This is a genomic window from Nitrospirillum iridis, from assembly GCF_014205765.1.
Classification (GTDB): Bacteria; Pseudomonadota; Alphaproteobacteria; order Azospirillales; family Azospirillaceae; genus Nitrospirillum; species Nitrospirillum iridis.
Genome location: NZ_JACIIZ010000028.1, coordinates 16,053 through 36,811, shown reverse-complemented (window position 1 = coordinate 36,811; position 20,759 = coordinate 16,053). Strand labels below are relative to the sequence as shown.

Here is a 20,759-nt window from a genome sequence, read left to right as displayed (position 1 = left end):
ACTGTCCCAGCCGTCACATTCTCACCCAAAGCCGCCTGACCAACGGCCACCTCAAACGCGCGCCGCTTTTACACCAGCTTGACGGACGCTATCCGCGCCGCTTTTACACCAGCTTGACGGACGCTATCGCGGCGCACGAACAACGCTGACAGATCGTTCCCTTTTGCGATCACCTTGCGGGCAGATTGGATATCTCCGGGCGGATTCCCCATTGATACCCTGCCCCTCATAATTAAATTCGGTGAGGGAGGGGTGATGACGCAGGCAGCCTGCAAAGGGCCAACAGCACGCCGTGAGGATGTTTCGTGCTCGTCTCGGCAGCGCCCCGGCCACACCAGCCCGGATGACTTCCAATGACCGGCGCCGTTTCCACCCCAATAAGTCCGGGAAGGTTCTGGACGATATTCGCGCTGTGCTTCAGCGCCGCCGCCCTGGAAGGATATGACCTCCAGGTCGTTTCGGTGGCGATGCCAAGGCTGCGGCCGCAACTCGGGCTGCTTCCCCAGCAAGTCGGCGTGGCGCTAAGCTCGGGTCTTATGGGCATGGCGCTCGGTGCCATGGCCGGTGGCATCCTTTCCGACCGCCTTGGGCGGCGTGGCGTCTTGATCATCTCGATTTGTGGTCTTGGGGTCGCCACCCTGCTGACCGCCTTCGTCACAAGCTATCAAACGCTCTTGCTCGCCCGAATTCTAACCGGTGTCGCGATCGGCGGCGCCATGCCGACGCTCATCGCGATCGTCGCCGCCATCGCGGGCAGACATCGCATCACCACGCTGGTCACCGCGGTGATGTGTGGCCTCCCGTTCGGAGGCGTGCTCGCCGCACTGGCAGGCTTGGCGACCATCCCCAGTTTTGGCTGGCGTGGACTGTTTGTGTTCGGCGGTGTGCTGACGTTACTGGTCGCCCCCCTGCTGATGTTCGGCATTCCCGGGGTCGGCGATCGCGCCGTGGGCGATGACGCCCACGAACCGGCCGGCGGCAACACGCTGTTCGGCGGCGGCAGGATATTGGCCACGCCGCTGCTCTGGCTGACATTCATCCTGACCCTTGCCGTGTTTTCGCTGCTGATCGGCTGGGCGCCCGCGCTCGTGATCGACAAAGGCCTTCCCCCGACCATGGCCTCCGGAGTGATGCTGGCGCTCAACCTGAGCGGCATCGTCGGCGCCCTTCTGACAGGCCGGCTCTGCGATCTGATCGGGGTGCGTGCCATCATGCTGCCCACCTATTTCGGGATCGCGGCGGGCCTTGCGCTATTCGCGTTCGCCGATACGCCGGGGCTGATGGTCCTCGCCGCGATGGTCGCGGGGTTCTTCATTCTCGGCGCGCAATTTGCCCTCTTTGGCATCGCGCCCCGTCTCTACCCATCTGCGCGTCATGGCACGGGCGTGGGCATGGCGGCGGCGATGGGACGCATCGGCTCCATCCTCGGCCCGATTTATGCCGGTTGGCTACTATCGGGTGGAATGAGCGCGGACAAGGCCGTGCTCAGCACCATTCCGATCGCTGTCGCCGCCGGGCTGGCGCTCCTGCTGATGACATGGGCGCTGCCGGCGGCGTTTCGAGGCTCCCGCAGGCCAAAGGAGCCGGTGGATCCCGCATCCGTGGCGGACAGTTGAGCGGCGGCGCGGGGCGGAATGCCTGACTGAGTGTTGATTTCGTCGGGGTTGCGCGATGCGGTCCTGGACCTCTTAGGATGTCGAAATGAGCAAACAACAAGCCCTGGTCTTCATCGGCACGCAGGCCAACGCCCCCGGCCAAGGCATTTTTGCCGCCGTGCTGGACGAGGAGACAGGAGGGTTAAGACCCCTGGGCTGCGTTGCGGAGATCGCGCGCCCCACATGGCTGCTACGCGACCGCCGCCGCCCGGTTTTGTTTTCGGTCAGCGAACTCGGCAATGCCGGCGATCGGGATGGCGAAGTTTGGAGCTTCGAAATAACCGGGGTGGACGGGACCCTGCGATCAATCAGCCGCACATCTTCCGGCGGCGGCGGCGCAACGCATCTCGCCTTGGATCCGGCGAGCAACGTCCTGCTTGTCGCAAACTTCGGCGGCGCGAATGTCGCGGCGGTTCCGGTAGGGGCGGATGGCGATCTGTCATCCATAGCGGCGTCCCAAGCAACGTCCGGTTCAGGACCACATCGTCGACAACAGGGGCCACACCCCCATGGTGTCACCGTCGATCCGTCGGCGCACTTCGTGCTTGTGCCCGATATGGGGGCCGACCGCGTCTTCATTTATCGGTTCGACGGCAAACAACAGACCTTGACCCCTGCCGACTGCCCGGCGGCCGTGCTACCGGCAGGTGCCGGTCCGCGCCTGCTTCACTTCGGACCCGATGGCCGTTTCGCCTATTTGCTTACCGAGCTTTCCGCTGAAATCTATGTATTCAGCTGGCATCCCGCCAATGGCGAACTGGCTGCGCTGGGTCGTATCGCGCTCGATCCCCCGGGAACAGAGGGACAGCCGAGCGCCGCGGCGTTCTTGCTGAGCGCGGACGGCCGGTTTCTTTACGCGTCCAACCGCAGGACGCATGAAATTCATGTATTCGCCATCGCCCCCAACACAGGCGCGCCCAGCGAAGTGCAGCGCATCGCGGCTGGTGGTGAAAAGCCTTGGGGAGCAGAGCTTTCGCCCGACGGACGGTGGCTGCTCGTCGCCAACCAGGGAACAGACACAGTCACGGTTTTCAAGGTCGACGAAGCGAGCGGCACGCTTACCCGCGTGCCCGGCACGCTCTCGGTTCCGGCACCGACGGCGGTGGCCTTCGCCTGAGGACGTCATCGTCGCCACGTTCCAGCAAAAAAGAGGCGGCAACAGCCGTTTGCCTGCGGGATACCGCCGGCTCCGAAGGGACGGCGGGGAGAAACCGTCGCCCTCGTGCCTGAAAAGGATTGGCGGCCGCGCCGTCCGGAGGACAGCGCGGCCTGTGCTGGGTCAAAGAAATTTGCTGGGTATGTAGAGCGGCATCGAATCTTCCCAAAGACTGTCGGTCACCAGCCGCTTATTCGATCCATCCGCGTCCATCACCATGATCTGACCATACGGTTGGAAGGTGAAGTCGTAGATTCCAGCTTCGTCCCGGAAGCCGTACATGCCGCTCGAATACGCGATCTTCCCGTCATAGGTCCAAATCGAATGGCCGTCGTTGGCGCCGGTTTCGGTCAGCACCTTGAAGTCGGACCCGTCCGGGCGGATCGTGCAGACATGGTAATTTGCCGGCCCGAACTGTCGAGTGAAGGTGATCAACTCGCCATCGGGCGAGACGAAGGGCAGGTTGTCGCGCTCGGTGGTGAGCACGCGGATGGCACGGGTTTCCAGATCGATGATACGCAGGCCGAAATGGCCATCGCCCCAGACACGGTAAACGATGCCGCTGCCATCACCCAGATAGCTCGGAAAGCCCGAATGCACCGTGCCGTCGGTGAGCGCCTCGTGAAAGGATCCGTCCGCCTTGGCGCGCATCAGCACCGCCTTGTTGCCGTCGGTGCGATACTGGAACCAGTTGCCGCAGCCGAACGCGATCCATTCGCCATCGGGCGACCAGGCCGGCTGGAACGCCCCCGCAATGCCCTTCTTGTTCAGCAGGGGATCGAGGCCGGCCTTGGCCGCGTCGAATACGATCTTCTGGTCGGTGCCATCGGGCTTCATCGTTACGATCGACGAGTTGCCCAACTGCTTCTGGGTGATGGCGAGACGCCCCTGGTTAGACAGAACCGGGAAGACGTCGGTAGACCGGTATTCCCATTCACTGTCCCAGCTGAACAGTGGCTTGTCCTGCGCCCGGAAGGAGAAGTCGACTTTCTCATAAACGACCTTCATGCCATCCGGCGACCAGCAAGGTGAGCGCAGCTGGCGCAGTACCGATGGCGCACCCGAGGTGTAGTGGAGACCGGTGGGCGCTTCCTTCTGCACCCATGCCGCATCCGTGGCACGGATGCCGGGCCCGCCGCCACCGGCCTTGATGTAGTAGGCGACATCCCTCCCGTTGGGCAGGAACTGGGGGGAAAGTTTCAGGTCCGGCCCGCTGGTGTGCTCGATCCGATCCTGCCCGGTCGCGGCATCCACCGAAATTATCTGGGACAGCACACGGCCGATCCATTCCGGACGCCTCGCGCCCCAGGTGTGCTCGCGTTCGATTTCGTAGCAGATGATCCTGCTGCCATCCGGGGACCATTTGGGCGAGCCATAGGACCAGCCCGGCTTGGAAATCAGCTTGCGCAAATCGCTCCCGTCAGCGCGCATGACATAGACGGACAGTTCCTGGGTGTGTTCCCAGCCATGCCCATCGCTATGACCGAACCAGGCGGTGTCCCGGTCCGACGAAAAGGCGATCCATGCGCCATCGGGTGACCAGGACGGACGGAAGGAACAGTCGGGGGTGTTGGGATCCACGTCCTCGCCAGGCAGTCCGGTCAGCTTACGACGCTCGCCAGTGTCCAGGTCAAGCACCCAAATATTGGCCTGATAGCCGTCCGCGGTCGAGACATAGGCCAGTTTTCGCCCATCGGGTGAAAGAACACAGGCGTCTTCGACGAATGGCGTTTCGACGAGGGGCTGAAGATCGCTACCATCTATCCTGCAACGGAAGACATCGGACTGGCCATCGCCATTGCGCTCCGACGTGAAGGTGATCCATTCACCATCGGCGGAGAAGCTCGCATGATAGTCGAATCCGGATTCGGCAAGCAATTCGCGTTCCCCGCTGCCATCGGCATTCGCGATGTACAGCTTCGAATTCGACGGGCCGATGCGATTCATCAGCATCACGCCCTTCTTACCTTGCCCGGCTTTCGCGGTCTGGATCGCCATTTCACCTCTCCCAAAGGTCTGTATTTTTAGTATAGGAACCTGCGGACCGCTGTCCTAAGCGGGCCGCTCGATCTTCTGCGCGCCGTCCGCAAGCAACGCCGCGATTTCATCGCCTCATCGTCCTGATCAAGTCTTAACCAGGTCGGGGCTATCGGCGAACGGGCCCGCAGCCACCACGGGCACGATGGCCCCATGCCCTTCCTCACCGAAGTTCCCGGGGGCATGGCCGCCAACACAGCGCCGGCCGAAGGGGCACATTCCCCAATCATCTAACACAAAATCAAGATATATCTTGATATAACTGATAGTCAACCTGATCTTGATGCGGGATCGCGGACCCGCATTGAAAGCGGAGAAAAATCGCCCTCCAAGCGGAAGCTTGGCTCGGCGCGGTCCTCTTGAGGCATAGCAGGATCGTTCAGCAACTCCAGAAGCACGGCATAGAAGTTATCGTCTGGCGCCGGGGTTCGATCACCTGGGGCAGCGATGTCCCACTAGGGTTAGCACCTGCGACGGGCTCACGCTGGCCGCGCGCGCTACGACGCCGGCGGCAGGTCAAAACCAATCTCATCAACCACGATTTCAATCGCCGCTACCGACGGGCCGCCGGGCTATAGATTCCAGCCCAAATCGCGGGAATGGCGGGCGACTGGCGGCCGTTCCGTCCTGCCATCGGCAGAACAAACAGGACGATACGATCCCATCATGAGCGAACTGACAGGCGCCGAAGCCGCCGTCCGGATGCTGCAGGCGCATCAGGTTAAGCACATATTCGGTTTGTGCGGCGATACCAGCCTGCCCTTCTATGACGCACTTTGCCGTCTGGACCATGGCATGCAGCATGTGCTGACGCGCGATGAGCGAGGTGCCGCCTACATGGCGGACGCCTACGCCCGCGTCACCGGCCGCCCGGGCGTTTGCGAGGGGCCCAGCGGCGGCGGTGCCACCTACATCCTGCCGGGCGTGGTGGAAGCGAACGACAGCTCCATCGCGCTGCTCTCCATCACCTCCGACATTCCGGTGGGCGGGCGCGGGCACTATGCCTTGACGGAACTGGACCAGAAGGCCCTGTTCGCGCCCCTGACAAAATGGAACGCGGTGGTCGACCGGGTCGATCAGATCCCCCACCTGTTCCGGACCGCCTTCCGCGCCATGACCACCGGCCGTCCGGGCGCCGCCCACATCGGCCTGCCCTATGATCTGCAGAAACAAAATTTGGACGAGGGCCTGATCTGGGCGCAAAAGGAGCATGCGCGCTTCCCGGCGTTCCGGAACGCGCCCGATCCGGAATGCGTCATCGCGGCGGCAGACGCTATCCTCAAAGCCCAGGTACCCGTTTTCCTATGCGGCGGGGGCGTGATCATCTCGGGGGCGCAAACCGCGCTGCTGCAATTGGCGACACTGCTCAACACCCCTGTCGGCTCCACCATCAGCGGCCATGGCTCGCTGCCGGATAACCATTGCCTGGCCATAGGCGTCGTCGGCACCAACGGCGGGACGGAGGAGACGCGGGCGGCCATCCGGAAGGCGGACCTGGTGATCTTTGTCGGATGCCGCGCCGGCTCCACCGCCACCGAGCACGGCAGGGTGCCAGGGCGCGACGTGCCCATCATTCACATCGATTGCGACCCGATGGTCGTCGGCGCCAATTACCGATATGAAGCGGCGGTCGTCGGTGACGCGAGACTGTGCCTGGAAGCCCTGCATCGGGAGCTTGCCAGCCGGATCTCCACACGCCCCCGCAACGGCGCCACCGTGGATCGGCTGGGCGCCTTGAAAGCGGCCAAGCGGGCGCGTTTCGAGCAATTGGCGCAGGCGCCGGACTTGCCGATCCGGCCGGAGCGGGTGGTGGCCGCCCTGCAGCAACACCTGCCGGAGGACGGTATCATCGTCACCGATCCCGGCACCCCCTGCCCCTATTTCTCAGGCCATTTCGAACTGCGCAGCACGGCTACCCGCATCATCACCAACCGGGCCCAAGGCGCCCTGGGCTTCGCGATGTCGGCCGCCATAGGCGCCTGGTATGGACGGCCGGATGCCAAGGTTGTGGCGGTAATGGGCGATGGAAGCTTCGGTTTCACCGTGGGAGAGCTGGAAACCATCGTGCGCAAGCGCGTGCCGCTGACCATGATCGTCATATCAAACAGTTCCTACGGCTGGATCAAAGCCAGTCAGAAGGCGGGTTACGACGCGCGCTACTTCTCGGTGGATTTCGACCGCACCGACCATGCCCTGGTGGCTGAGGCCTATGGCATCAAGGCCTGGACGGTGCGTGACCCTACCGAATTGGACGGCATCATCCGCAAGGCGCTGTCCTTCGGCGGTCCCACCCTGATCGACGTGATCGCCCAGCCGCTTGAACAGTCAAGCGTCCCCGTCAGCCAATGGATGGGCTAATTTGATCCCGCCCCCGCTACTGCATCGGCGCTTCCGGTATTTCTGGGTGGCGCGCGTCTTGACCATGCTGGCCCACAGTTCCACCGTGATCTGCATGGGCTGGTTGGTTTACGACCTGGCCAGGCGCAGCATGGACGTGCGTGATTCCGCCCTGCGCCTGGGCCTGGTTGGACTGGTGCAGTTCCTGCCCTTCCTGCTGTTCAGCCCCTTCGCCGGCTATGTCGCCGACCGGTTTAACCGGCGGCGCGTTGTCATGACCTCGCTGACAGCGCAGTTGTCCAGCATCGCCTGCGTCGCGCTATTGGTGTGGAGCGGACGGCCGACATTGGAGGCGCTCTATGTCCTCGCTGGCTTCATTGCGGCGGCGCGTTCCTTCTACATGCCGGCCAACAACGCGCTGACGCCTAAGCTGGTGCCTGCGGAGATTCTGCCCAACGCAATCGCGCTCTATGCCATCGGCGGGCGTGCCGGCGCCATCATCGGGCCGGCCCTGGGTGGTTTCGTTTTTGCCATTTCGCCTTGGGGAGCCTTCACCTTCGGCAGCGTGCTGCTGCTGCTGGCGGTTCTGGGCCAATGGCGGGTCGGTCCCATTGAACAGGCGGTTGGCGGCGGCTCGGCCCGGCCGCTGGGCATGATTGTCGACGGGTTCCGCCACGTGCGTTCCAACCGGCTGCTTCTCGGCGCCATCAGTCTGGACATGTTCTCCGTTCTGCTTGGCGGGGTGACGGCAATGTTGCCCATCTTCGCCCGCGATATTCTTCACGCCGGACCGGAGGGACTGGGCCTGCTGCGCGCCGCGCCCTCCATTGGGGCCGTGGCGACGGGCGTGTGGCTGTCCTACCGGCCCCTGCGTCGGGGCATTGGGGTCAAAATGCTGGCCGCGGTCGCCGTGTTCGGTGTCGCAACCATTGTCTTCGGTCTGTCAACCTTCCTGCCGTCGTCCATGGCCTGCCTGATCGTGCTGGGCGCAGCCGACATGATCTCGGTGAACGTGCGCCAGTCGCTGGTGACCATTGGCACGCCCGATCACATGCGCGGCCGCGTGGGCGCGGCCTCCACCCTGTTCATCTCCGCGTCCAACGAGCTGGGGGAAATGGAATCCGGCGCGCTCGCGGCACTGATCGGGCCAGTGGGGTCGGTGGTGGTGGGAGGGGCATGCGCCATCGGAATCGCCGCCGCCTGGGCTTGGCTCTTTCCGGAATTGCGCGACGCGCAGGATTTCACCACAGAGCGCACGCAGCTCAGCTGAATTCCTCGGTCCCGATCCCGGCCTGCACATCGGCGGGATAGCGTGGACCGTTCACGGCCGTCGGATCGAATAGCCAGTCAATCCTGTCGATGACATCTTCAGGCACCTCCAGGACGCCGGCCTTCGCGTTTTCCGCCAGATGCGCCAACGATGTCGTCCCCGGGATTGCGTGCACGTGCGGCCCGCGCGACAGAACCCAGGCGAGCGACAGTTGCGCCGGTGTCACGCCCCAAACCTCCGCCAGCGAGGCAAAATCGCCCGCCAGGTCCCGGTTCCCCGGCCAGTTGGCGGGAGAAAAGCGGGGCATGTGCCGGCGGATGTCGGAACGATCAAGAGTGGCCGGATCGTCGATCCGCCCGGCGAGCACGCCCCGCCCCAAGGGCGAGAAAGCGACGAACGCGACACCCAGGTCACGACAGACCTCCATCACCGCAATCTCGGCATTGCGCGACCAGGGCGAATATTCGGTTTGCACCGCCGCAATGGGGTGGACGGCCACCGCACGGCGGAGGGTGGGGGCTGAAACCTCCGACAGGCCGATGGCACCGATCTTGCCGGCGGCGACCAAATCGGCCAAGGCGCCCACCGACTCCTCAACCGGCACCTCAGGGTCCAATCGGTGCAGATAGAACAGGTCGATATGATCGACCCCCAGACGCCGGAGCGAGACATCGCAGCCGGCGCGGATCGTCTCCGGCCGGCCATCGATGCCCCGGGCACCTCCCCGCGCGAACAGCCCTACCTTGCTGGCGATCAGCACTTCGTCGCGGCTGCCCACCAAGGCTCGGCCCAACAGCGTCTCGCTAAGCCCGCCGCCGTAGAGGGCCGCGGTGTCGAAATGCCGATAACCCAGGTCGAGCGCCCGGTGCAGAAGGCGCACCGCGTCGTCGTCGGCCATGGCCGGGCCATAGGCCCAGCTGATCCCCATGCATCCGAACCCGACCGGCCAGACGGCGCGGCCGGCGAGCGGGCGAGTGCCGTCGGCGGGCATCAGTCCAATGCGCCGGTCACATCGTCGAACAGTTCGTCGACCGACAGTCGGCGGGGGATGATCTTCTGATCCAGCGACCAGTCGATCGCCAGTTCCAGGCCCTTGCGGTTGGCCTCCAGCCCCAAGGGGGGGAACGGATCCGGCACGCCACCCTGGGTCAAGGCGCGGCTATCCCGGATCATGCGATAGATTTCTCGAACGATATCAGGGCGTTCGCGCGAAATGCCCTCATGGATGGCGAAGATGTGGTTAATGGGCACCACGCCTTCGCGCGCGAACCACGCCTTGGCCGCCTTGAACGGTTCCGGCACTAGATACTGTACCCGCTCGTCCTTGGGCAGGTCCACGCCCTGAAGGGTCGCCGCCAGCTCCCCATCCAGCATCATCCGCCCGATGTCGGAGCCCTTGGGCAGACGGACACAGTTGGGCGGATCGGTGTACTCCTCCAGATGCCCTTCGCCCACCGTCATCCAGGTGACCTTGTCCAGGTCCACGCCGTGTTCGTGCCGAAGGATGCCCCTGATCCATAGGCCGGTGGTCTGGGCATAGGTTCGCACCCCCACCTTCCTGCCCTCGATGTCCTTGGGTTCCAGATGGCCTAGCGCCTTGTTGAAGCCGGCGCAGTGGTGCTGGAATCGGCCGGAGATGGGCGCCGGCAGCAGGACGAACGGCTTCCCGTAAGCCTTGGCCTGCAGGAAGGTGACGATGGCCAGCTCGCCGCAGTCAAACTCGTTGCGGCGCACCATGGCCTTGAAGCCCGTGTGCGCCTGCTCGGGCCCGCAATAATCAAGCTTCACAATGCCAGTGCTGACACGCCCGTCCTTCATGGCCTGCGTGACGGGATAGTCGGCAAGATTGGTGCGGAGCGTGGGGACATCGACGGCCATTGCGGCTCTCCCTGTTCGATTTCTTGTCAGAGGCGGACTTCGATCAGCGACGGGCCCGGCATGGCGTTGCAGCGCATCATGGCGTGAAAGAACTCGTCCGCCGTGTTCACGCTGACCGCCTGCACGCCCATGCTCTTGCCCATGGCCAGCCAGTCGATGCTGGGTCGGTCAATGTCGATCATGGCCAGAGCCTGTGGCCCTGGCGCGCCGAAGCCCATGTTGGCGAATTCCGCCTTCAGGATCTGATAGGAATTGTTGGCGAAGATGATGGTGGTGACGTTCAACTGCTCGCGGGCCTGCGTCCAGAGCGACTGGATCGTGTACATGGCGCTGCCGTCCCCCACCATGCAGACAACCCGTCTATGGGGACAAGCCAGCGCGGCGCCCGTCGCCACCGGCGTGCCGTAGCCAATCGAACCGCCCATGTTCTGTATGATGTCATGGGCCACGGCACCGGCCGTGTGCCCCATGGTTTCCCGCCCCGTTGTCAGCGATTCATCGACCAGGATTGCGTCCTCGGGCATGGCGGACGCCAACGCGTGGGCGATGGAAAGCGGGTTGAGGGCGCCGGTGGGCACACCTTTTTCCTGGAGGGTCTGGCGAATGGAAACCGTGTCGCGGGCGCCCAGCGCCTCCGCCAGCATCTCCAGGGCCAGGGCGCTATCCTCGTCAGCGGCGGCCAGTCGGTGGACGTGGGCCCCCGGCTGCTTCAGCAGGCTGGGCTTGCCAGGATACGAGAAGAAGGCCACCGGCTCACCCGTCTCCACGGTGATGATGTGCTTGAAGTCCTTCAGGAACTCCACCGCCTGCGGCACGGCGTAGGGCAGCCGTTCCAGCGGCGTCCGACCGGCACCCCGCGCGATGCGCGACGTGAAGAACTGCGTGCCGATACGGCAGCCGGTCTTCGCCGCGACCTTGCCCGCCCAGTCCAGCGCCGGGCCGAAGCAGGCATTGCCGGCGAGGATGATGAATGCGGGCTCGCCGGACCGCAGAATGGACGCGACACGCTCCACGGCCGCGACATCGGGCGCTTGGGCCACAGGCACCCCGCTGCGGGCGAAGGAACCGGGAGGGGACGCCACGTCGCCCCAGGAGGTGTCGCCTGGCAGGATCAGCGTGGCGATCTTACCGGGCCTGGCGCTGGCCTGCTCCACCGCCGCCACGGCATCGCCGGCCAGCGTATTGGGAGAGATGGTGCGACGGACCCAGTGGCTCAGTGGCCGGGCCAGCCCCTCAATGTCAGACGCCAGCGGCGCGTCGTATTTCAGGTGCGCCGTTGCATGCTCGCCAATGATATTGACCATGCCGCTGCCGGCGCGCTTGGCATTGTGGATATTGGCCAAGCCGTTGGCCAGGCCAGGGCCCAGATGCAGCAAGGTGGCGGCGGGCGCCCGGCGCATGCGGTACCACCCGTCGGCGGCACCTGTGGCCACCCCCTCGAACAGGCACAACACGCTGCGCATGCGCGGGTTCTCCAGCGCCGCCAGGAAATGCATTTCCGATGTGCCTGGATTGGCGAAGCAGATGTCCACCCCTTCGTCCACGAGCGTGCTAACCAAGCTTTCCGCGCCGTTCATCGTTTCGGTCCTTGATAAGGGGGTCAGTACCCGGCGATCTCCCGCCCCTGACCGACGACACCGTAGCTGCGCTGCGGCGCCGACATCAGGAAGCGGTAGCCCTCGCCCAGCAACCGTTCGACATTCTTGGCAGTTACGTGCGGGTGGCCGACGGCCACGTTGCGCTTCCTGCAGGTGGCGACGATCTTCGCCATCGCGTCGAGCACCTCGGGATGTTCGTACTGGCGCGGCAGGCCCAATTCCTGGGACAGGTCGCCCTCCCCGATCAGACAAAGTCCGATGCCGGGGACATTGGCCAGCATGTCGTCCAGATTCTCGATGGCCTCGACACTCTCGATCATCAAGCCCACCAACAGTTCGCCATGTGGCGCCAGCGGCCAGACGTCGGCGGCTTTGTAATAATCCTGCTGCGACAGGCCCCAATAGCGCGCCGCCGTCGCGGGACCATCGCCGCGCACCCCCTTCGGCTCATAGAGCGGGGCCTGCCGCGGACGGGCATAGCGGCACGACGCGACGGCGTTGTAAGCCTGCTCCATGGTCTTTACATGCGGCCAGATCACGCCGTAGACGCCCCGATCCAGCGCCTGCTTGGCCTCCGCCTGGTTCATCTCCACCCCATTGGACGGGATGCGCACGACCGGCGTCACCGCGGGCGCCAAGGTGGATGCGGCTTGGATCTGCTTGCGGTTCAACAGATACTGGAGCGCATCGCCCAAGGCGGCCATGTCGAACGGATTGTGCTCCATCTCGAATATCAGGGCGTCATAGGGACTGTCCGAAAGATCGATGGCGCTTTGCTTGTCTGCCTTGGCAAAGCAGGAGAAGGCCGGCCTCCCCGCTTCCCATGCCCGGATCACGCCGTTGAGCCGATCGCCCATGATGAATTCCTCTCTGATTTTCAGGCCGCCGCCCCGAACGGCGCATGAAGTCTTGCCGTGACTCGTCGAGCGCTTAGTCCGCGAGGGTCGGGTAGAGTTTCCGTGCCGTGCCGCCGAAGATCCAGCCTCGGTCGGCATCCGACAGTGACGCCAAGCCGGCTTCGGCCTCGGACTTGATTTCCGACAGCGTGCCGGGCGACGTGGGGAAATTCGACCCCCATGCCAGATGGTCGGCGCCAAAGACCGTCACCAGCTTGGGGAAAAAGGTATCGGCCGACGCCTGGCCTTTCTTCACATCGCCAAAGATGCGCGGGGTCAGCTTCAGGTAAATGTTCGGCAGCGTCGCCAGATCGAACAAGCGGGCGGCATTGGTGTAGGGCGGGCCATCCAGCACGTCGGGCCGCCCCAGATGGTCCAGGATGATAGCGACATTGGAGAAGCGCTTGGCCAGCATGGCCACCTGCGGCAGGCCTATGGGGCCCGTCTGAATGCACATGGCCAGCCCCAGTTCGCCCAGCAGATCCCAGGCCTTGAAGGAGCGCGGGTCATCCAGTTCCTTCGGATCAAAGTCCTTGGTCGAGCCGCCGGTGAAGATGCGGAGGCCGGCCAGGCCCTTGTCCGCCCAGCCGCGGATCACGTCACAGACATCGTCAGCGAGCATGTCGACGGAACCCACAGCCACAAGCCGATCCGGATACTGGTTGCAGCCGTCGACGACGTAGCTGTTGTCAAAGCCGTACGTGGTGGAGGAGTGAACGACGGCGGCCCTCTCCACCCCGGCCTCATCCATGGCGGCGATCAGGGCTTCCACCGTGTTTGGCCGCTCTTGCGACCAGTCGGAACGCTTTCCGAACAGGGGCGCTGGAGGATAGCGCGTTTCATCATCTGAGATGATGTGCGGATGGATATCGAAATACTGCATCTTCTGTTCCCCCCTGGCTTACTTGCCACGTGCCTTTAAGTATGCGTCGAGGCGCGGATAGACACGGCGGGCGTTGCCTTCGAAAATGGCCGCACGATCGGCGTCGCTGAGGTCCAGGCAGGCATCGAGATAGCGCTTGGTGTCGTCGAAATAGTGCCCGGTGTCAGGGTCCTTGCCCCGTACCGCGCCGATCATCTCCGAACCGAACATGACGTTGCGCGTTGGCACCACGGTGGTCAGCAGGTGCACGCCCGGGTGGTGATAGACGCACGTGTCGAAGAAGATGTTGTCCAGCAGTCCTTCCAGGGGGCGCTTGGCGATCTCCAGCGACATGCCGCGGTAGCGGCCCCAATGATAGGGCACGGCACCGCCGCCATGGGGGATGACGAGGCGCAGACTGGGAAAGTCGCGGAACAGGTCCCCCTGAAGCAACTGCATGAACACGGAGGTGTCCGCGTTGAGGTAGTGCGCCCCGGTACCGTGGAAATTGGGGTTGCACGACGCCGCCACGTGGATCATGGCCGGCACATCCAACTCGCACAGGACCTCGTACAACGGATACCACTCGCGATCCGTCATTGGCTTGCCGGTCCAGTAGCCGCCCGTCGGATCCGGGTTCAGGTTGCAGCCGACGAAGCCCAATTCCTCCACACAGCGCCGCAGTTCGGGAATGGAATTTTTGGGCGGGGCCAGGGGCGATTGTGGCAACTGGCAGACCGGCACGAAATTGTCCGGGTAGAGATCGCACACCCGCCGCACCAGATTGTTGGACACCTCCGCCCATTCCAGGCTGGTGCGTTCATTGCCAAGGTGATGGCTCATCAGACCAGCGATGGGGGAGAACAGGGTAAGGTCGCTGCCACGCTCCTGCTGCAGCCGCAACTGGCCGCCGCCCACCCCTTCACGGATTTGCTCGTCGGTGACGACAGCCTCCGAAACCTGGGGCGCGTTCAACGGATCGTCAGCGCTTTCCACCTGACGGGAGCGCCAGTCGCGGAAGGACTGCGGCACGGTGGTGAAATGGCCATGACAGTCAATGATCATGGTAACTCCTTACTGTCTAACCGGTGGCACCGGCGGCACTTGGCGGTCGAAAATCGTTTCCCAGTCCGCTGCATAAGCGCTGCCGGCAAACGGCGCACATTCATATTGGCCTGGGGCGTATAAGACCTTCGCTGCACCAGCCAACCCTGACGTCCGCCTTGGAGATGGACGGCGGAACGGCCGTACGGGCGTTCGGTCCTCCGCCGTCAGCAACCCCGGTGGACGCGGGAAAAGGTCACACTTTGGATGGGTCGAAGAACAACTCATCCAGCGCCATGCGACGCGGCGTCAGCCCCTGTTTGAAGGCGGTCTCCTCCAGCGCTTGAATGGTGCGGATGTTGGCTTGCATGCCGTAGGGCAGCGGGTCGTTGCCCACCAATGTCTGCAGCTTGCGATAGCGGCGATCAGAGGCGGTATTGGCCTCGCCGCTGTTCAGCCGGGCCAGCCAGCCTTGCTTGGCCTCATCGAACGCCTCGTAGATGGCCTTGGCCACCCAGGGATTGTCCTTGAGCACGGATTCACGGACGACGATGGTACCGTGCATCGGATAGACGCCGGTCCGTCGGTAGTAATCCCACTCCAACGCCTCGGCATTGGGCAACAGATCCGGATAGTCAACCCCCACCTCCTTCCAGCCGCTGATGGGATCCCCCGTGCGACCGACACCGGCATTACCGCCATAGCCAGCCACCAGTTCACCCGCAGCCATCATGTCGTACAGCGAACGGCCCTCCGGCACATGCTGCACATTGGAAGGCAGCGTCAGCTGGGTGACATGCTCCTCATCATCGACCACCCAGGTGATCTTCGAACAGTCGACGTCCAGATCCTCCATCAGGGCCTGGCGCGACCAAACGCCGGTGGTGACGGAATAGGCACGGACACCGACCTTGTGACCCTCCAGGTCTTTCGGCTCACGGATGCCGCCATCGGGCCGTACCAGCAAGCCGGAATGATGGAATTTGCGCAGCACGAAGATGGGCAGCGCCACGAAGGGCGCGCCAAAGGCACGGGCAATGATGTAGGTGGTCGGCGCCAGTTCGCAGACGTCGAACTCCACCTCACGAACCATGCGCCGGAAGGCGGCGATCTGCGGATGGATGGTCAGGAAGTTACCGTCGACACCGTCGACCGGTATCGCCCCGCTACGCACGGCCGAAGTATGGGGCATTTCGGCAACGGCGAAGGTGAGCGGCAGTTTCTTGGACACGGGGATCTCTCCGTTGGTGCGATTTCTCATGGGATCCTGGCAGCGGCCTCGCGTGGCATCGATCGGACCTCGCTTCACGTCACGAACCTCTTGCCGGGCGATTTAAGGTTTCAGTCATCGGCAGGTGCGCGGCACACCGAATGGGTTGTTGGCCCGCAACTCCGCCGGCAACAGCGGATCGGGGGCGTTTTGGTAGCAGACAGGCCGCAGGAACCGGGCGATGGACAGAGAACCGACCGAGGTGCTGCGCACGTCGCTGGTGGCCGGAAACGGCCCACCGTGCATCATGGCGTCCGCCACCTCCACGCCCGTGCCGAACCCGTCAAACAGTATCCGGCCAGCCTTGCGCTCGATCAGGGGCAACAAGCCGGCGGCCAGGTCATGATCGGCGCCATCGGCATGGACGGCGACGGTCAACTGCCCCTCCAACATTGCCAGGACCGATCTCAGTTCTTGAATGTCCCGGCAACGCACCAGCAGCGAGCAGGCACCGAACACCTCTGCGCGCAAGGTGGTATCGGACAGAAAATCCGCCGCCGCCACACTGAACAGAACGGGCCGGCTGACCCAGCCCCCCCTATCCGGTCCCTGGGCCAGCAGCGTCACGGCTGGATGGCGATCCAGCCGCTCCACCCCCTCGCGGTATGCGCGATAAATCCCCTGGTTCAGCATGGTGGCGGCGGCTGACACCGCAAGAGCTTCCGACGCGCTGGCCACAAATCCTTCCAGCTCCTCGCCCTCAACGGCGATCAACAGGCCAGGATTGGTGCAGAATTGCCCGGCCCCCAAAGTGAGAGCGCCGGCGAAGGCCTTGCCGATGGCCGGTCCCCGCTGGCGCAGCGCGCAGGGCAGCAGGACTACGGGGTTGATCGAGCTCATCTCCGCATATACCGGGATCGGCCGCGGGCGGGCTTGCGCGATCGCCAGGAGCGCCATGCCCCCTGCCCGGGATCCGGTGAAGCCCACCGCCTGGATGCGTGAGTCGGCCACCAGGCCGGCCCCGATCTCCGCTCCGTTGCCAAACAGCATTGAGAAGACGCCGCCAGGCAGGCCACAGGCGACAACCGCCCTGACTATGGCCTTGGCCACCATTTCTGAAGTACCGGGGTGCGAGGAGTGGGCCTTCACCACCACCGGACATCCCGCCGCGAGCGCCGAGACCGTGTCGCCGCCAGCAACGGAAAAGGCGAGCGGGAAGTTGCTGGCACCAAACACCGCGACGGGCCCCACGGGCACCATCACCAGCCGCAGGTCGGGCCGGGGCGGCGTCCGTTCGGGCAAGGCTTGGTCGACACGCACCTCCAGATAGCTCCCGTCGCGCAAGACGCGGGCGAACAGGCGCAACTGGGTGATGGTCCGGCCCAGCTCCCCCTCAAGCCGGGGGCGGGGCAGACCCGTTTCAGCCATCGCGCGTTCCACGATGGCGGTACTGCCGCCCCCCAGTTCCTCCGCGATCCTTTCAAGGAATAGGGCGCGGTCGGCCGGAGCGAGGGCACGAAACGGCCCGAACGCGGCATCGGCCGCCGCACAGGCCCGTTCCAGGTCAGTCTGGGTGGCTGCACCGAAATCAGGACCGATGATCTCCAGGCCCGAGGCCGGATCGACAGCCCTTATCGGGGCCCCTCGCCCCCGCACAAACTCGCCCGCCAGGATCATCTCACCGGATACGGACATTCTCGCTCCCCGGGATTATCGTCTCCGTCCACGCATCCTGGCTTACGCGCATGCGGCCTGAAGAGCCCCCCAGGAAACGCGAGCGGGGTGATAAGTTTTATGCCGAGGCTGTTCGGCATAGCAGCAATATCGCGGGCCCCGGACCCTTGCGGCGGCGTCGCGACGCGGATGGCGCCCCCCTGGCAAGACTGGCCTCCGACAATGGCTTAATGCCCTAATATATCCGGAATTCCGGTATTTTCCGACGGCATCGCCGAGCGCGTGCGCGTCGTCTTGGAGACGCCACTATCCCCACTTTTTCCTGCCGCGACGCAGCATCGAATTACGTTCCCCCCCTATAAAAAAAGCCATATGGTGGGCTTCTGGGAGGAAAGAACATGCCAGAGCTTCTATCCCCGCGCATCGACGCGATCAGCTTCCGCCAACTGCGTCTTTTTGAAAGCGTCGGTCGCCTCTGCAGCGTCCGGCGCGGCTCGGAGGAATGCAATCTCTCGCAGCCGGCGGTGACCCAGTCGCTTGCCAAGCTGGAGCAAATGATCGGCGTAGAGCTTTTCGAACGCCGACCTAGTGGCAGCTACCTGACCCCGCTCGGCCGTATCCTGTACAGTCGGGTGGTCCGGATGCTCAAACAGATGGTGACCGCCCTGTTCGAATTGGAGGTGCCAGGAGGACAGGTCGGAGCCGAGGCCATCGTCCACCGCCTCACCCGATCACAGGTGCGCAGCCTTGTCGCCATCATCGAACATGGCACATTTGCCGCCGCCGCCGCCGCTCTGCAAATCACCGAGGGATCATTGCAACGCGCGGCGCGGGATCTGGAATGCAACCTTCGAAAGAATATCTTATTTCGATCAGCGGACGGGGTCATCGTCACGCCCGCCGGTATTGCCTGTGGACGGCGCATGAGTCTGGCCTTGCAGGAGATCGACTGGGCCATCAATGAGATCGACGTGGCCCGCGACATCGGCGAAAGCCGGATTGTCATCGGCGCCCTGCCTTTCGGCGGAAGCGTCCTGCTGGCATCCATGCTGGACGAGTTCTTGGCCACCCAATCCAAGGTGGACGTGCGCATCGCCACGGAAAGCACATCCGAGATGATGCAGCTTTTGCGCGACGGCAAGGTGGATCTGGTTATCGGGCTGACGCAGGAAACGGTCGGCGACGACCTGGTCAGCCAGACCCTGGCCGAGACGCCCTATGAGGTGGTAGCCCGTCGCGGCCATCCGCTCACGGGGCAAAGTCATGTCAACCATGAGGACCTGATCAAATATGATTGGGTCGTTGGCATGCCCAACTCAAATCGGCGCAATTGTTTCGACAGGCTGTTCATCGACGGCCCGAAGCCGCGCACTCCCATCGCCACCAGCGCCCTGCTGTTCATCCGGCACCTGCTGGCCGGCAGCAACCGACTGACGCTTATGACATCTTACGAATTGCAGCATGAAACCATGCTGGTGCGCGTACCGATTGACGTACCGCTGCCATGCCCGACCATCGGCATCACCACGCGGGCGGACTGGCTTCCCACAGCACTGCACCGGGATTTCATCAACCTTATCAAATCCCGCGTGAACACCCGCAGCATTATGGGAGTGACCCGCACCGCTGCTTGAAGGCGGGCCGCACCACTGCCACACCCAAAAGGCTTGGGCATGGCTGGCGCCAGGCACATCTGGCCATGCGCTTGGCGCAGCACGAATTCGGCAAGGAGGACCTTGGGCTTTCGTCCATTCCCAATGACCTGACTGGCGGAATGGTGCCCGCCCCCCGCGTGAGAGAAGTTATACCTTCCGACAAAAGATCAACTCCCAGCCACCGCCAACGACCGCTCAAAATGGCGGGATGGCGAACGCGATGACCATCAGAGGGACCGGGGCGGTTATCCGCGCGATTGGACGACCATCGCGTCGAACGTCCACAAATCCGGCATCGCTGATCGCCCATTCGAACGGATGAAAAACGCTGTCTAGGCAGAACGCGCAGGTCTGGTGCCGCGCCGCCTGTTCACCGCAGCACATCAAAGGGGCCTCACAATGGCAAAGATCGTGTTCGGGATGGCGGTGCCGCATAGTGGCATGCTGGGCCAGCCCCCGGAAAAGTGGTTGGAAAATGGTGCGCGTGATCGCCAGAATTCCGAACTATGGTTTCGCAACCGGACATGGACGTATCCCGAGCTTGAGGCCGAGCGCGGGGCGGCGTTCGAACTTTATTTGACACTTGAGGAGCGCACGGCGCGGGCGCAGCGGTGCCGGGCGGCGCTCGATGAGATGGCGGCGGCGTATCGGCGCGCCAACGTCGATGTCGTTATCGTCCTTGGAAAGGACCAGAAGGAGATCTGGCCCGACCAAAGTCCATCAATCACCATCTATACCGGCGCGGAAGTCCACAACGGCCCGCCGCAGCGCGCCGTCTACGCGCCCGACCGCCATGTCATCCACCAAGCCTATCCTGAGTTGGCAACCTATCTGATCAAGGCCTTTCAGAAGGAAAAGTTCGATCTCAACGATCTTCAGGCATGGCCCGACAATGTCTGGATGAGCGAGCGCCAGGGGATGAAGCCCGGCTACCCTGTGGTGCCGCATGCCTACAGTTTCGTCTATCATCAGATAATGGGCGACACTGTGCCGCCGCATGTGCCGGTGCTGTTCAATCTCTTCTATCCGCCCACACAGCCGTCGATGCAGCGATGTATCGAGTTTGGCCGCGTACTCCGCGAAGCGCTCATCGCCTGGCCTGAAGACGTCCGGGTCGCGGTTATCGCTTCGGGCGGACTGTCGCACTTCGTCAATGATGAAGAGTTCGACCGCGACGTGATTGGGAAGCTGGCGTCTTATGACTATGACGGCCTTGCCGCCATCCCCGACGGCTACTATCAATCCGGCACGTCCGAGGTGAAGATCTACAGTATCGTCATGATGGCCCTGCAACAGACCGGCGCGAAGATGACGCTGGTCGACTACGTGCCCTGCTGGCGTACGCCGGCCGGGACTGGCGAGGGCATGGGCTTCATGTACTGGGATGCGGAAAAGAATAGCTGATCAGCCAAACGGCTGAGTTTGCGGTCGCAGGAAGGGCACGCCCCATCCTGCCATTTCATATGAACCTTCCCGCTGGTCACACC

Annotated in this window: 15 protein-coding genes; 6 read left to right on the top strand and 9 right to left on the bottom strand. The window is 63.7% G+C overall.

All coding sequences use genetic code 11. The features are described 5' to 3' along the window. Positions 1–353: 353 nt before the first annotated feature. Both FHS74_RS29115 and FHS74_RS29110 read left to right on the top strand, forming a co-directional pair. Positions 354–1,616 carry an MFS transporter gene (locus FHS74_RS29115; RefSeq protein ID WP_184807776.1) on the top strand — a complete coding sequence of 421 codons (1,263 nt, stop codon included), beginning with the start codon at positions 354–356 and terminating at the stop codon, positions 1,614–1,616. An 85-nt stretch (positions 1,617–1,701) separates the two neighbouring features. Continuing rightward, the gene (locus FHS74_RS29110; RefSeq protein WP_184807775.1) at positions 1,702–2,772 is read left to right on the top strand and encodes a lactonase family protein; all 1,071 of its coding nucleotides are present in this window, start codon (positions 1,702–1,704) and stop codon (positions 2,770–2,772) included. Between the two features lie 162 nt (positions 2,773–2,934). Here the strand turns inward: FHS74_RS29110 and FHS74_RS29105 are convergent, their stop codons facing one another. Then, positions 2,935–4,809, bottom strand: a complete 1,875-nt coding sequence (locus FHS74_RS29105; protein ID WP_184807774.1) for a PD40 domain-containing protein — start codon at positions 4,807–4,809, stop codon at positions 2,935–2,937. 705 nt (positions 4,810–5,514) lie between these two features. Here FHS74_RS29105 and FHS74_RS29100 point away from each other — a divergent pair. Together FHS74_RS29100 and FHS74_RS29095 are read left to right on the top strand one after the other, a co-directional pair. Beyond that, complete coding sequence (locus FHS74_RS29100; RefSeq protein WP_184807773.1) at positions 5,515–7,206, top strand: thiamine pyrophosphate-binding protein; 1,692 nt, start codon at positions 5,515–5,517, stop codon at positions 7,204–7,206. A gap of 1 nt (position 7,207) precedes the next feature. Further along, entirely contained in the window at positions 7,208–8,455 is a 1,248-nt protein-coding gene (locus tag FHS74_RS29095; RefSeq protein ID WP_184807772.1) for an MFS transporter, read from the top strand. Here FHS74_RS29095 and FHS74_RS29090 read toward each other — a convergent pair. The 8 genes from FHS74_RS29090 to FHS74_RS29055 all read right to left on the bottom strand — a co-directional run bounded on the left by FHS74_RS29090 (position 8,448) and on the right by FHS74_RS29055 (position 17,638). After that, entirely contained in the window at positions 8,448–9,446 is a 999-nt protein-coding gene (locus FHS74_RS29090; protein ID WP_184807771.1) for an aldo/keto reductase, read from the bottom strand. The genes FHS74_RS29095 and FHS74_RS29090 overlap by 8 nt on opposite strands. Then, positions 9,446–10,333, bottom strand: a complete 888-nt coding sequence (locus FHS74_RS29085) for a type 2 periplasmic-binding domain-containing protein (protein ID WP_184807770.1) — start codon at positions 10,331–10,333, stop codon at positions 9,446–9,448. The genes FHS74_RS29090 and FHS74_RS29085 overlap by 1 nt, the downstream gene beginning before the upstream one ends. 26 nt (positions 10,334–10,359) lie before the next feature. Further along, a complete protein-coding gene (locus tag FHS74_RS29080; RefSeq protein WP_184807769.1) occupies positions 10,360–11,910 on the bottom strand; it encodes an acetolactate synthase large subunit in 1,551 nt (516 codons plus the stop codon). Between the two features lie 23 nt (positions 11,911–11,933). Continuing rightward, positions 11,934–12,788, bottom strand: a complete 855-nt coding sequence (locus FHS74_RS29075; RefSeq protein ID WP_184807768.1) for an HpcH/HpaI aldolase family protein — start codon at positions 12,786–12,788, stop codon at positions 11,934–11,936. Positions 12,789–12,861: 73 nt separating this feature from the next. Then, complete coding sequence (locus FHS74_RS29070) at positions 12,862–13,710, bottom strand: amidohydrolase family protein (RefSeq protein WP_184807767.1); 849 nt, start codon at positions 13,708–13,710, stop codon at positions 12,862–12,864. 18 nt (positions 13,711–13,728) lie between these two features. Continuing rightward, complete coding sequence (locus FHS74_RS29065) at positions 13,729–14,754, bottom strand: amidohydrolase family protein (protein WP_184807766.1); 1,026 nt, start codon at positions 14,752–14,754, stop codon at positions 13,729–13,731. A 235-nt stretch (positions 14,755–14,989) separates the two neighbouring features. Then, positions 14,990–15,964 (bottom strand): PhnD/SsuA/transferrin family substrate-binding protein, encoded by a 975-nt coding sequence (locus FHS74_RS29060; RefSeq protein WP_184807765.1) that lies wholly within the window; start codon positions 15,962–15,964, stop codon positions 14,990–14,992. Between the two features lie 114 nt (positions 15,965–16,078). Then, positions 16,079–17,638 (bottom strand): aldehyde dehydrogenase (NADP(+)), encoded by a 1,560-nt coding sequence (locus FHS74_RS29055; protein WP_184807764.1) that lies wholly within the window; start codon positions 17,636–17,638, stop codon positions 16,079–16,081. 377 nt (positions 17,639–18,015) lie between these two features. Here FHS74_RS29055 and FHS74_RS29050 point away from each other — a divergent pair, with 377 nt between their 5' ends. Next, positions 18,016–19,251: a LysR family transcriptional regulator gene (locus FHS74_RS29050; RefSeq protein WP_184807763.1), complete on the top strand. Its 1,236-nt coding sequence runs from the start codon at positions 18,016–18,018 to the stop codon at positions 19,249–19,251. A 420-nt stretch (positions 19,252–19,671) separates the two neighbouring features. Further along, a complete protein-coding gene (locus FHS74_RS29045) occupies positions 19,672–20,676 on the top strand; it encodes a DODA-type extradiol aromatic ring-opening family dioxygenase (protein WP_184807762.1) in 1,005 nt (334 codons plus the stop codon). Positions 20,677–20,759 lie beyond the last annotated feature (83 nt).